We start from the raw sequence: 12,018 nt of genomic DNA on the forward strand, positions 1-12,018 counted from the left end.
CGCATGACATCGAGGTCGGCGCAGGCACCCTGCACCCGGCCACGGTCCTGCGCGCGCTGGGGCCCAAGTCCTGGCGGGCGGCCTATGTGCAGCCGTCGCGGCGGCCCGGCGACGGCCGCTATGGCGAGAACCCCAATCGTCTGCAGCACTATTATCAGTACCAGGTGATCCTGAAGCCGAACCCCGACAACCTGCAGGAACTCTATTTGGGTTCGCTTGAGGCGATCGGCCTCGACACCCGCCTTCACGACATCCGTTTCGTCGAGGACGACTGGGAAAACCCGACCGTCGGGGCCTGGGGCCTGGGCTGGGAAGTCTGGTGCGACGGGATGGAAGTCACGCAATACACCTACTTCCAACAGGTGGGCGGCATTGATGTCTGGCCGGTGGCTGGCGAGCTGACCTACGGCCTGGAACGCCTGGCCATGTACATCCAGAACGTCGACCACTTCACGGACCTGGCGTTCAACGATCCCGACGGGCCCGCGCCGATGACCTATGGCGAGGTGTTCCTGGAGAACGAGCGCCAGCAGTCGGAAGCCAACTTCCACCTCTATGACGTCGATACGCTGAAGCGTCAGTTCGAGGACATGGAGCGCCAGGTGCCGCGCCTGCTCGAGGGCCGTGGTCCCCAAGGCCAGCGCACCGTGCTGCCGGCCTATGACCACGTCTTGAAGGCCAGCCACCTGTTCAACCTGATGGACGCTCGCGGCGCGATCGCCGTGGCCGAACGTCAAAGCTACATCGGCCGCATCCGCGACCTGACCAAGATGTGCGCCGAGGCCTGGGTCGAGAACGAGGGCGGCAACGCCGTCAAATCCGACGCCGCGGCGGCGAAGGCCTGAACATGCCCCAACTGCTGATCGAACTTTTCTCTGAAGAGATCCCCGCCCGCATGCAGGTGCAGGCCGCGCGCGATTTCGACCGCATGGTCCGCGAGCGCCTGGCCGCCGAGGGCCTGCTGCCGGAAGGTCTGAAGACTTTCTCGGGTCCGCGCCGTCTGACCCTGGTCGCCGAGGGCCTGCCGATCGCCCAGGGCGACCGTCACGAGGACCGCAAGGGACCGCGCGTCGGCGCCCCCGATGCGGCCATCGAGGGTTTCCTGCGCTCGACCGGCCTGACCCGCGACAAGCTGGTGGAGAAGGACGGCGTCTGGTTCGCCCACATCCACCGCGCCGGCCGACCGACCGCCGAGATCGTCGCCGAGATCCTCGATCAGGTGATCCGCGGCTTCCCGTGGCCCAAGTCGATGACCTGGGGCCGGGGCACGCTGCGCTGGGTGCGCCCGCTGAAGCGCATCGTCTTCATCTTCAACGGCGAGGTCGTGCCCTTCTCGATCGACGGGATCGAGAGCGGCGACATCACCGAGGGCCACCGGTTCATGGGATCGGGCAAGCCCTTCAAGGTGAAGGACTTCGATAGCTATCGCGACAAGCTCGCCGCCCACTTCGTGATCCTCGACCCCGAGGAGCGCAAGGACAAGATCATGGATGGCGCGCGCACCCTGTGCTTCGCGCGCAATCTGGAACTGGTCGACGACGACGGACTCCTGGACGAGGTCGCGGGCCTGGCCGAATGGCCGACCCCGATCCTCGGCGACATGGACCCGGACTTCCTGGACCTGCCGCCCGAGGTGATCCGTACCTCCATGCGCACGCACCAGAAGTATTTCGCGGTCCGTGACCCGGTGAGCGGCAAGCTCGCCCCGCACTTCCTGACCGTGGCCAATATCGAAGCGGCCGACGGCGGCAAGGAAATCGCCCGCGGCAACGGCAAGGTGCTGTCGGCGCGTTTGAAAGACGCCCGCTTCTTCTGGGATGAAGACCGTAAGGTCACCCTGGAGCAACGCCTCGCAAAGCTGACCGGCGTGACCTTCCACGCCAAGCTCGGCACCCTGGCCGAGCGGGTCGAACGCCTTGAGATCCTGGCCGGCGCCATCGCGCCGCGGGTCGGCGCCGATGTTCCCAAGGCCGTCCTGGCCGCGCGCCTGTCCAAGGCCGATCTGGCGACCGGCATGGTCGGCGAATTCCCCGAGCTTCAGGGCCTGATGGGCGGCTACTACGCCCGTGAGGAAAAGATCAGCCCGGTCGTCGCCGACGCCATCCGCGACCACTATCGCCCGGTCGGCGCCAGCGATGAAGCGCCGGACACCCCGGTGACCATGGCCGTGGCCATCGCCGAGAAGCTCGACACCTTGACCGCCTTCTTCGCTATCGACGAGAAGCCGACGGGCTCGCGCGACCCCTACGCCCTGCGCCGCGCCGCGCTCGGCGTGATCCGAATTCTGCTGGGCGCCGAAGCCCGCGCCCCGGTGCGCGAGCTGGTCGCCGACTGGTACAAGTCGCTGCGCTGCTACGTTGATCCGGGCCGCGCGCTCTATGTCTCGACCCGCCGCACCACGGGCTATCTGGGCCCGAAGTCGCGCGCGCCGTCCGAGGTCTTCCAGACCTATGTCGGCGAGTTCGAGGCCGCCTTGCTTGAGGGCAAGCCCTACGTCGTCTCGACGGACGAGGACTTCGACATCCGCTTCGACCGCACGGCCCAGGCCGGCGAGGCGCCGGAAGGCGACGTCCTGTACGAGTTCCGTCCCTATGCGGTGGTGGCCGACGAGGTGTTGAGCTTCCTGGCCGACCGCCTGAAGGTCGCCCTGCGCGACCAGGGCAAGCGCCACGATCTGGTGGACGCCGTCTTCGCGCTCGGGGACGACGACCTGGTGCGGATCGTCGCCCGGGTGGAAGCCCTGGACGGCTTCCTGACCGGCGCTGACGGCCCGAACCTGCTGGCGGGCTACAAGCGCGCGGGCAACATCTTGAAGGCCGAAGAGAAGAAGGGCCCGCTGCCCGTCGGCCCCGCCATCGGCATGCCCGGCGCGCCGAAGGAAGAGGGCGAGCTGATCGCCGCCCTCGCCGGCGCGGCTGCTCCGGTGGCGCGCGGGTTGCAGGACGAGGATTTCGCAGGCGCGATGCGTGCTCTATCGGCACTGCGCGGCCCCGTGGACGCCTTCTTCGAAGGTGTATTGGTAAATTCGGAAAACGCGGCGGAACGTGAAAACCGCCTGCGTCTTCTCGTGCAGGTTCGCGATCTGATGGAACGGGTCGCGGACTTCTCACAAGTGACGGGCTAAGGAGGCCTCAAGGAATGTCGACCGATACGCTGACCAAGTCGCGCTGGGTCTATTCCTTCGGTGGCGGAAGCGCCGACGGTGACGCTTCAATGAAGAACCTGCTGGGCGGGAAGGGGGCCAATCTCGCCGAGATGTCCTCGCTCGGCCTGCCGGTTCCTCCGGGCTTCACCATCACCACCGAAGCCTGCGTCCACTACTATTCGAACGAAAAGCAGTACCCGGCGGAGCTGAAGGACCAGGTCCTGACGGGCCTCGCCACGGTCGAGAAGCTGACCGGCAAGACCTTCGGCGATCCTGGCAATCCGCTGCTGGTGTCGGTGCGCTCGGGCGCGCGCGCCTCGATGCCCGGCATGATGGACACCGTGCTGAACCTTGGTCTCAACGACCAAACGGTCGCGGGCCTAGCCGAGCTTTCCGGTGACCGCCGCTTCGCCTTCGACAGCTATCGCCGTTTCATCCAGATGTACTCCGCCGTGGTCCTCGATCTGGATCACCACATGTTCGAAGAGATCCTCGACGAACATAAGGACCGCCTCGACGTCACCGTGGACACCGGCCTGTCGGCCGATGACTGGGAGCGCGTGGTCTCCGACTACAAGGACGCCGTCCAGCGCGAGCTAGGCAAGCCGTTCCCGCAAGATCCGCATCTTCAGCTCTGGGGCGCCATCGGCGCGGTGTTCGCCAGCTGGATGAACGACCGGGCGAAGTTCTATCGCCGCATGCACGATATCCCGGAAAGCTGGGGCACGGCCGTCAACGTCCAGTCGATGGTGTTCGGCAACATGGGCGACAGTTCCGCCACCGGCGTGGCTTTCACCCGCAACCCGTCGACCGGCGAAGCGCGCCTCTATGGCGAGTTCCTGATCAACGCCCAGGGCGAAGACGTCGTCGCCGGGATCCGCACGCCCCAGGCCCTGACCAAGATCGCCCGCGAGGAAATGGGCGAGAAGTCCCCTTCCATGGAAGAGGCGCTGCCGGAAGTCTTCCTGCAGTTCAAGGCCGTCGTCGAGAAGCTCGAGCAGCACTATCGCGACATGCAGGACATCGAGTTCACGGTGGAGAAGGGGCGTCTCTATATGCTCCAGACCCGCAACGGTAAGCGCACCGCCAAGGCGGCGCTGAAGATCGCCGTGGATCTCGCCAGCGAGGGCCTGATCACCCAGCAAGAAGCGATCATGCGCGTCGAGCCGGGCAGCCTCGACCAACTGCTGCACCCCACCATCGACCCGGCCAGCCCGCGCGACGTGATCACCACCGGTCTGCCGGCCTCGCCTGGCGCGGCGACCGGCAAGATCGTCTTCAATTCCGACGAGGCCGAGCGCCTGGGTTCGGCCGGCGAGTCGGTCATCCTGGTCCGTGACGAAACCTCGCCTGAGGACATCCACGGCATGCACGCGGCGCGCGGCATCGTCACCGCTCGCGGCGGCATGACCAGCCACGCCGCCGTCGTGGCGCGCGGCATGGGCCGTCCTTGCGTCTCGGGCGCCGGCGAACTGCAGATCGACGGCAAGGCCGGCGAACTGCGCGTGCGCGGTCGCACCTTCAAGGCCGGCGAGATCATCACCGTCGACGGCTCCAGGGGTGAAATCCTGGCCGGCGCGGTCAAGATGATCGAACCCGAACTCACCGGCGACTTCGCCGCCCTGATGGAGTGGGCCGACAAGATCCGCCGCCTGAAGGTGCGCGCTAACGCCGAAACGCCGCTCGACGCCCGCATGGCCCGTCAGTTCGGCGCCGAGGGCATCGGCCTGTGCCGCACCGAGCACATGTTCTTCGACGAGGACCGCATCGCCGCCGTGCGCGAGATGATCCTCGCCGACGACGAGGCCGGCCGCCGCACGGCCCTGGCCAAGATCTTGCCGATGCAGCGCAACGACTTCGTCGAGATCTTCAACATCATGGAAGGCCTGCCGGTCACCATCCGGCTGCTCGACCCGCCGCTGCACGAGTTCCTGCCGCACACCGAAGCCGACCTTGAGGGCCTGGCCAAGTCGACCGGCCTCGACGCGGCCAAGCTGATGCGCCGCGCCAAGGAGCTGCACGAGACCAATCCGATGCTTGGCCACCGCGGCTGCCGCCTGGGCGTCTCGTATCCCGAGATCTATGAGATGCAGGTCCGGGCGATCTTCGAGGCCGCCTGCGAGATCGCTGAAAGCGGCAAGACCGCCCCGATCCCCGAGATCATGCACCCGCTCGTCGCCAAGGGCGAAGAGATGAAGTACCTGCGCGTGCTGACCGACCGCGTCGCCCAGGCGGTGCTGAAGGAACGCGGCCAGAAAATCGAGTATCAGGTCGGCACCATGGTCGAACTGCCGCGCGCGGCCATCCGCGCCGGCGACCTGGCCGAGCACGCCGAGTTCTTCTCGTTCGGCACCAACGACCTGACCCAGACGACCTTCGGCATCAGCCGCGACGACAGCGGGCGCTTCCTGAACGCGTATCTGGAAAAGGGGATCTTCGAACGCGATCCCTTCGTGACCCTCGACCAGGAAGGCGTTGGCGACCTGATCCGCATCGCCACCGAGCGCGGCCGCGCGGTCCGCCCCGACGTCAAGCTCGGCATCTGCGGCGAACATGGTGGCGATCCGGCCTCGATCGAGTTCTGCGAACGGATCGGCCTCGACTATGTCAGCTGCTCGCCGTTCCGGGTTCCGATCGCCCGCCTGGCCGCCGCCCAAGCCGCCGTCGGCGGCATTGAGAAAGACCGCTAGGGGGCTCTGTCCCGGCCACCGCTTGGCCGGGATGACACCCGAGGTCGCTTCACGCTAGGGAAGGGGATGAGTAGTGTTCATCCCCTCGACCGCCCGGTCTGGTCCGCGCTCACCGGGCGGCAATCCCAGCTAAGCTTGGCGCAGGGCTCGGCCCTGCGGTTCGCGCCGGACTACGGCCTTTTCGCCGCCACGCCAGACACCTCCGATCAGTCCATCGCCGACCTCGCGGCCCTGGTCGCGGCCCATGGCGATGTCGCGCTGGTCGAGGCCGATGCTCCGCCGCCCATCCCTGGCGTCGCGGTGCGCAGCCGCGCCGTCTGCTGGCAGATGGTGGCCCAGGAGCCTAACCCCGTGGGCGAACCGGCCTTCGCCATCGAGGACCTGAGCGAGGCCGATGCGCCTCAGATGCTGGCGCTCGCCACCCTGACCGCGCCCGGTCCGTTCTTCACCCGCACCCACCAACTTGGCCGCTTCGTCGGGGTCAAGGTCGGGGGCCAGCTCGTGGCCATGGCCGGAGAGCGGATGCGACCGCCGGGTCATACCGAGGTCAGCGGCGTCTGCACTCATCCAGATCACCGAGGGCGCGGCTACGCCGCCGGCCTGATGCTTGAGGTCGCCGCCCGCATCCGGGCACGTGACGAGGTTCCGTTCCTGCATTCCTACGCCCACAACACCGGGGCGATCGCGCTCTACCAGGCGCTCGGCTTCGACTTCAGCCGCGAACTCGTCATGACCACCCTGACGAGCGGCTAGCCGGACGGCCGTCTCAGGAGATAGGCTGGATTTGACCGACAAGGAGAGAGACATGGCGCTGCAACTGCACACCCGTCGCGAGCCCGCGACCCTGGTGGAGGCGCCTTCGCGCCGGCCGCGCCCGCAGTCGATCTTCGTCGCGCCCCGCGCCACGCCGGCCGGCGCCGTCGGCCTCGGCACGATGGGCGCCATGGCCCTGGGGGCCGTCGCCTTCGGAGCCTTCGCGGTTGGCGCGCTCGCGATCGGACGCCTGGCCATTGGCAAGATCGGAGTCGGCCGCGCGCGGATCAAGCGATTGGAAATCGACGAACTGGTCGTGCGGCGCCTCACCATCCTCGACGACGGCGAACCGCGCCGATAGGGTCCGCGCGTCCCGCCAGATGGCGCGGGGAATCTGGAGCCTTTTCCTATGCGTAGGATCGTCGTCCCGCTGCTCGCGGCCCTTTGCCTTCCGTCCGTCGTCCTGGCTGCCGCGCCCGTGCAAGCCGATGGCCTGGCGCGCATCGAGATGCCGGTTGAGTCGGGCTTCCTGACGCCCGAGGAGCGGCAGGTGGTGAACCTGCTGATCAAGGCCGCCGACCAGATGAGCGTTATCTACGCCAAGCAGGCCAAGGGCGCGGGCCCAGGCCACGGCTTCTATCCCGACGGCTTCACCAAGGCGCAGCTCGACGCCTATCTCGCGGCTCATCCGGACCAGAAGGCGGCGATCACCGACGGCTACACCGTGGTCCGCCGCCAGGGCGACCGGCTCGTCACCATCCCCTACAATGTCGAGTACAAGGCCGAGCTGGAAACCGCCGCCAAGCTACTCGAGCAAGCCGCGGCGATCACCACCAATCCCAGCCTCAAGAAATTCCTGACCCTTCGGGCCAAGTCCTTCCGTTCCAACGACTATTTCGAATCCGAGATGGCCTGGATGGACCTGGAAGGCACGCCTATCGAGGTCGCCATCGGCCCTTACGAGACCTACACCGACGAGATCTACGGCGCGAAGACGGCCTTTGAGGCCTTTGTCACCCTGAAGGATCCGGCTGAGAGCAAGGCGCTCGACAAGTACAAGGGCTACCTGCGCGCCATGGAGGAGAACCTCCCGGTCGCCGACAAGTACAAGAACTTCCAGCGCGGCGGCGCTTCACCCATCGCGGTCGCCGAGCAGGTGCGCGGCGGAGGCGACAACACCGTGGGGCCGCAGACTATCGCCTTCAACCTGCCCAACGACGAGCGGGTCCGCGAGGCCAAGGGCGCCAAGAAGGTCATCCTCTCCAATGTCCTGGGCGCCAAGTACGACCGCATCCTCAAGCCCATGGGCGACCGCGTGCTGGTCGCCGAGCAGGCTCCGCTGGTCAGCAAGAAGTACATGACCCTGGAGACGCTCTTCCACGAGCTCTCGCACAGCCTCGGCCCGGGTTCGATCAAGGTGAATGGCCGCGACACCACCGTCTCGGCGGAGCTGAAGGACATCGGCGGCACGGCTGAGGAAGCCAAGGCCGACGTCATGGGCGCTTACAATATCCTCTTCATGATGGAGAAGGGCGAACTGCCCAAGGCCGAGCGCTCGCAGCTGTTCGCCAGCTACCTGGCCGGCATCTTCCGCGCCGCCCGCTTCGGCGTGGGCGAGGCCCACGGCCGCGGGGCGGCGCTGCAGTACGGCTACCTGCGCGAAAAGGGCGCCTTCAGCTGGGACGAGGGCCAAAAGCGGTTCCGCGTTAACGACGACGCCATGCAGGCCGCCATCACCAGTCTGCTCGCCGAACTGGTCAAACTGCAGGGCGACGGCGACTATGCCGGCATGAACGCCTTCTTCGACCGCTACGCCAAGTTGGACCCGCAGGCCGAGCAGGTGATCGCCACCCTGAAGGACATCCCGGTCGACATCTCGCCGATCTATCCGGAGAAGCTGTAAATGATCGACGCCCTGCGCGCCGCCCGCGAGAAGACCGTTCGCGACCATATGCGGCTGGAGAACGAACTCGACTTCGACGCGGTGATGGCGACCTTCGCCACCCCGCGCTACGAGCTGTTCGGCCAGGGTACGGTGATCGAGGGCGACGAGGCGGTTCGCGGCTATTTCAAGCGCTCGCGCACGCCGTTCCCCGACCAGTCCAACGAGATCATCGCCCTGCACCAGGACGGCGATGCGGTGATCGTCGAGTTCTGGCTGATGGGCACCCATACCGGCCCGATGCATGTGAAGGGCCAGGTCATCGAGGGCGCGGGCAAGAGTTTCCGCGTGCGGATGGCCGCCGTCTTCGAGTTCGCGACGGGCAGCGACAAGATCACCGCCGAACGCCCTTACTTCGACCAGCAGGCCATCTGGGCCCAACTCGGGGTCGGCTGACCGCGCATGGGTGAGCAGCTCCTATCCGACTTCTTCCGGTTCAGCCGGTTTGAGCTGGTGCAGCTTGGGAAGTCATCGATCACGGTCGGCGGGCTGGCGGCGGCGATCCTGATCATCGCCCTGGCGGTCTTGGCCTCGCGCATTGTCGCCTCGGCCCTGCGCCGGGTCCGTGGGCGGGCCAGCCAGGCCGCGCCGTCGATCTACATTTTCGAAAAGCTGGCCACCTATGGCCTGGTGGTGTTCGGGATCATAGCGGCGTTCTCGACGCTGGGCTTGGACCTATCGTCACTGACCCTGTTCGCCGGCGCGCTTGGCGTTGGCCTCGGCTTTGGCATGCAGGGCATCGTCAAGGAGTTCATCTCCGGCCTGGTCCTGCTGTTCGACAAGCTGATCCGCATCGGAGACTACATCGAGCTGCAGACCGGCGAACGCGGGATCGTGGCCGAGATCGGTCCGCGCGCCACCCGCGTCCGCAACAATGACGACCTCGACGTCCTGATCCCCAACTCCCGCCTGATCGAGGCGCCGGTCACCAACTGGACCCACCAGAACGGCGCCCGGCGGATGCACATTCCCTTCATCGTCGCCTATGGCGCCGATAAGGAGAAGGTGCGCGAGGCTGTGCTGCGTGCCGCGCACCACATACCTTTCACCCTCAAGGACACCAGCGCGCGTAAGACTCAGGTCTGGCTGGTCGGCTTCGCGACGCATGGCCTCAATTTCGAGCTGGTCGTCTGGCCGGCTCTGGAGGCGGTGAAGCGTCCCAACGCAACCCATGCCGCCTACACCTGGGCGATCGAGGACGCCCTGCGCGCTGGCGGCTTCGAGATCCCGCTGCCCCAGCAGGAACTGCGCGTCCGCAGCCTGTTCGGCCAGGAGGGCGAGGCCGCCCGCAGCGCGTTCGGTCTCAAGAGCGACGAGGCCGAGACTTCACACCAGGAAAGCCGTCGCACCGTCAACGACGCCGCCGACGATCTGGTCCGCGGCGCGCGAGAAGACGCCGCCAACCAGGCGCCGACCAAGCCGGGTCCGAAGTAGCTCCCACCGGCCTTTGGCCGGGCGAGGACCTGGGCGCTGCACTTGCCACCGCTCCGCCGGCTCCCCATCCTCATCCCATGAGCGCCAAGCCCCTCGCGACCATCGGCTATGAACGCCAGACCCAGGACGCCGTCATCGCCCGCCTGAAGGCCGCTGGCGTCGAGACCCTGGTCGATGTCCGGGCCGTGGCGTCCTCGCGGCTCGCGGGCTTTTCCAAGACCTTGCTGGCCGCCAGCCTCGCCGAGGCCGGCATCGACTATGTGCACCTACGCCAGCTCGGCACGCCCAAACCTGGCCGGGATGCGGCGCGCAAGGGCCACATCGCCGAGATGACCGCCATCTTCGAGGAGCATATGGCCGAGCCCGCCGCTCAGCTCGAACTGGCCCGCGCCAAGGACCTGCCGTCGGCCAAGAAGATCGCGCTGCTGTGCTTCGAGGCCGACCATCACGGCTGCCATCGCAAGATCCTGGCCGACCTCATTTGCGAAGACCTCGGTTGCCCGGTCGAGAACCTGTAAAAGGGCTGACAAACAACCGGTTCTCTGGCCTCTTCCGCCGCTGACAGGGGAGGGCGCTCATGGCCCAGCAATTCGATCCCGCCGCGGCGGCCGCCGCCTATCTGGCGCAGCTGCCGCCGCAGGCCCACGCCAAGGCCGTCGCCTATACCCAGGGCGGCCACTGGCTGCTGCTGTGGGGCGCGCTGGTCACGGTCCTGGTCGGCTGGTTGGTCCTGCGTTCGGGCCTGCTGGTCCGGGTTCGCGCGCGGATCGAGGCCCGCAAGGCCCGGCCCTGGCTGGCCGTCGCCGCGCTCATCGCGCTCTACACCCTGATCGAAACCCTGCTGACCCTGCCCTGGACGATCTATTCGGACTGGTGGCGGGAGGCGAGCTACGGCCTCACCAGCCAACCGCTCGGCGGCTATCTCGGTGAGCTGACCCTGAACACCGTCATCGTCGTGATCGTGACCGTGTTGCTGTTCTCGCTGCTCTATTGGCTGATCCGCCGGACCGCTCGGCGCTGGTGGCTGTGGGGCGGCGGCCTGGTCGCCGGCTTCATCATCGTGATGATGGTCCTGGCCCCGGTGTTCGTGCAGCCGCTGTTCAACACCTACCAGCCGGCGCCGCCCGGACCGGTCCGCGACGCCGTGGCGGCGATGGCGATCGCGGGTGGGGTGCCGCACGACAAGATCTACATCTATGACGGCTCGCGGCAGTCGAACCGTTATACCGCCAATGTCTCGGGCCTGTTCGGGACCGCCCGCATCGCCATGAGCGATGTGATGTTCGCCAAGGGGGCCGACCTGCCCGAGGTCAAGGCCGTGGTCGGCCACGAGATGGGCCACTATGTCCACATGCACGCGATCTGGATGGCCCTGGCCTTTGGCGGCCTCGCCCTGGTTAGCTTCTTCCTGGTCGACCGTCTGTTCGCACCGGTCGTCAGGCTGACCGGAGCCAAGGGCGTGACGGGTCTCTCGGACCCGGCCGGCTTCCCGGCCATCAGCATCATCCTGGCGGTGCTGGGCCTGCTGGGCGCGCCGATCATCTTCGGCGTCACCCGCGCCGTCGAGGTCGACGCCGACCGCTACTCTCTGACCCACGTCAACGAGCCGGACGGCCTCGCCAGGGCCCTGGTCAAGACCATCGAATACCGCGCCGCCACCCCCTCCAAGCTGGAGGAGACCCTGTTCTACGACCACCCGGCGGTCGGGAGCCGCGTGCGCATGGCCATGGATTGGAAAGCCGCCCAGGCCCAGGTGGACGAGGTTCGATAGGCGATGGCGAAGTCACATCCGCTCCCCGGCCTGGCCCGTGGCCTCGTCATCCTGGCCGACCCAGCCCTGCTCGCGGCCATCAAGTCTTAGGCTTGAGGTCCGGACGCGAGGCCAGGAAGGCCGCGCGCTCGGCGGGGCTCAGCACCTTGGCCGCTTTCTGGCGCGAGACCTTGGGCGTGGGGGGAGCATAGCTGCGGGTCGGCGTCGCCGAGCGCCTGGGATCGGAAGGCTTGGACGGTGGTTTCATAGGCGCTTCCGCTGAGCGACTCGCCAGGATCGGCGG

At 67.2% G+C, this 12,018-nt stretch carries 11 protein-coding genes; 10 read left to right on the forward strand and 1 reads right to left on the reverse strand.

Features of this window, described 5'->3' with window-relative positions:
* The 10 genes from Q7T84_RS08305 to Q7T84_RS08350 form a co-directional block, all read left to right on the forward strand.
* Positions 1–845: glycine--tRNA ligase subunit alpha (locus Q7T84_RS08305; RefSeq protein ID WP_304807649.1), on the forward strand; the 845-nt coding region annotated here is incomplete at its 5' end.
* Between the two features lie 2 nt (positions 846–847).
* Positions 848–3,124, forward strand: coding sequence for a glycine--tRNA ligase subunit beta (glyS, locus tag Q7T84_RS08310; protein WP_304807651.1), 2,277 nt, complete (start codon positions 848–850; stop codon positions 3,122–3,124).
* Between the two features lie 14 nt (positions 3,125–3,138).
* Complete coding sequence (ppdK, locus tag Q7T84_RS08315) at positions 3,139–5,835, forward strand: pyruvate, phosphate dikinase (protein ID WP_304807653.1); 2,697 nt, start codon at positions 3,139–3,141, stop codon at positions 5,833–5,835.
* Between the two features lie 66 nt (positions 5,836–5,901).
* Positions 5,902–6,588, forward strand: coding sequence for a GNAT family N-acetyltransferase (locus tag Q7T84_RS08320; protein WP_304807655.1), 687 nt, complete (start codon positions 5,902–5,904; stop codon positions 6,586–6,588).
* A gap of 52 nt (positions 6,589–6,640) precedes the next feature.
* The gene (locus tag Q7T84_RS08325; protein ID WP_304807657.1) at positions 6,641–6,949 is read left to right on the forward strand and encodes a hypothetical protein; all 309 of its coding nucleotides are present in this window, start codon (positions 6,641–6,643) and stop codon (positions 6,947–6,949) included.
* Between the two features lie 48 nt (positions 6,950–6,997).
* Positions 6,998–8,491 (forward strand): hypothetical protein, encoded by a 1,494-nt coding sequence (locus tag Q7T84_RS08330; protein ID WP_304807659.1) that lies wholly within the window; start codon positions 6,998–7,000, stop codon positions 8,489–8,491.
* Entirely contained in the window at positions 8,492–8,926 is a 435-nt protein-coding gene (locus tag Q7T84_RS08335; protein ID WP_304807661.1) for an ester cyclase, read from the forward strand.
* Between the two features lie 6 nt (positions 8,927–8,932).
* A complete protein-coding gene (locus Q7T84_RS08340; RefSeq protein ID WP_304807663.1) occupies positions 8,933–9,964 on the forward strand; it encodes a mechanosensitive ion channel family protein in 1,032 nt (343 codons plus the stop codon).
* A gap of 77 nt (positions 9,965–10,041) precedes the next feature.
* A complete protein-coding gene (locus tag Q7T84_RS08345; protein WP_304807665.1) occupies positions 10,042–10,482 on the forward strand; it encodes a DUF488 family protein in 441 nt (146 codons plus the stop codon).
* A 59-nt stretch (positions 10,483–10,541) separates the two neighbouring features.
* Complete coding sequence (locus Q7T84_RS08350; protein ID WP_304807667.1) at positions 10,542–11,735, forward strand: M48 family metalloprotease; 1,194 nt, start codon at positions 10,542–10,544, stop codon at positions 11,733–11,735.
* Positions 11,736–11,814: 79 nt separating this feature from the next.
* Here Q7T84_RS08350 and Q7T84_RS08355 read toward each other — a convergent pair whose 3' ends face one another.
* Positions 11,815–11,982 (reverse strand): hypothetical protein, encoded by a 168-nt coding sequence (locus Q7T84_RS08355; protein ID WP_304807669.1) that lies wholly within the window; start codon positions 11,980–11,982, stop codon positions 11,815–11,817.
* Positions 11,983–12,018 lie beyond the last annotated feature (36 nt).

The organism is Phenylobacterium sp. (assembly GCF_030654915.1).
In the GTDB taxonomy this organism is placed as follows: domain Bacteria; phylum Pseudomonadota; class Alphaproteobacteria; order Caulobacterales; family Caulobacteraceae; genus Phenylobacterium.

What these genes read in the sequence shown, in the direction of transcription:
- glyS (WP_304807651.1), top strand. Translation starts at nt 848, where the DNA reads ATGCCCCAACTGCTGATCGAACTTTTCTCTGAAGAGATCCCCGCCCGC.
- ppdK (WP_304807653.1), top strand. Translation starts at nt 3,139, where the DNA reads ATGTCGACCGATACGCTGACCAAGTCGCGCTGGGTCTATTCCTTCGGT.
- Q7T84_RS08320 (WP_304807655.1), top strand. Translation starts at nt 5,902, where the DNA reads ATGAGTAGTGTTCATCCCCTCGACCGCCCGGTCTGGTCCGCGCTCACC.
- Q7T84_RS08325 (WP_304807657.1), top strand. Translation starts at nt 6,641, where the DNA reads ATGGCGCTGCAACTGCACACCCGTCGCGAGCCCGCGACCCTGGTGGAG.
- Q7T84_RS08330 (WP_304807659.1), top strand. Translation starts at nt 6,998, where the DNA reads ATGCGTAGGATCGTCGTCCCGCTGCTCGCGGCCCTTTGCCTTCCGTCC.
- Q7T84_RS08335 (WP_304807661.1), top strand. Translation starts at nt 8,492, where the DNA reads ATGATCGACGCCCTGCGCGCCGCCCGCGAGAAGACCGTTCGCGACCAT.
- Q7T84_RS08340 (WP_304807663.1), top strand. Translation starts at nt 8,933, where the DNA reads ATGGGTGAGCAGCTCCTATCCGACTTCTTCCGGTTCAGCCGGTTTGAG.
- Q7T84_RS08345 (WP_304807665.1), top strand. Translation starts at nt 10,042, where the DNA reads ATGAGCGCCAAGCCCCTCGCGACCATCGGCTATGAACGCCAGACCCAG.
- Q7T84_RS08350 (WP_304807667.1), top strand. Translation starts at nt 10,542, where the DNA reads ATGGCCCAGCAATTCGATCCCGCCGCGGCGGCCGCCGCCTATCTGGCG.
- Q7T84_RS08355 (WP_304807669.1), bottom strand. Translation starts at nt 11,982, where the DNA reads ATGAAACCACCGTCCAAGCCTTCCGATCCCAGGCGCTCGGCGACGCCG.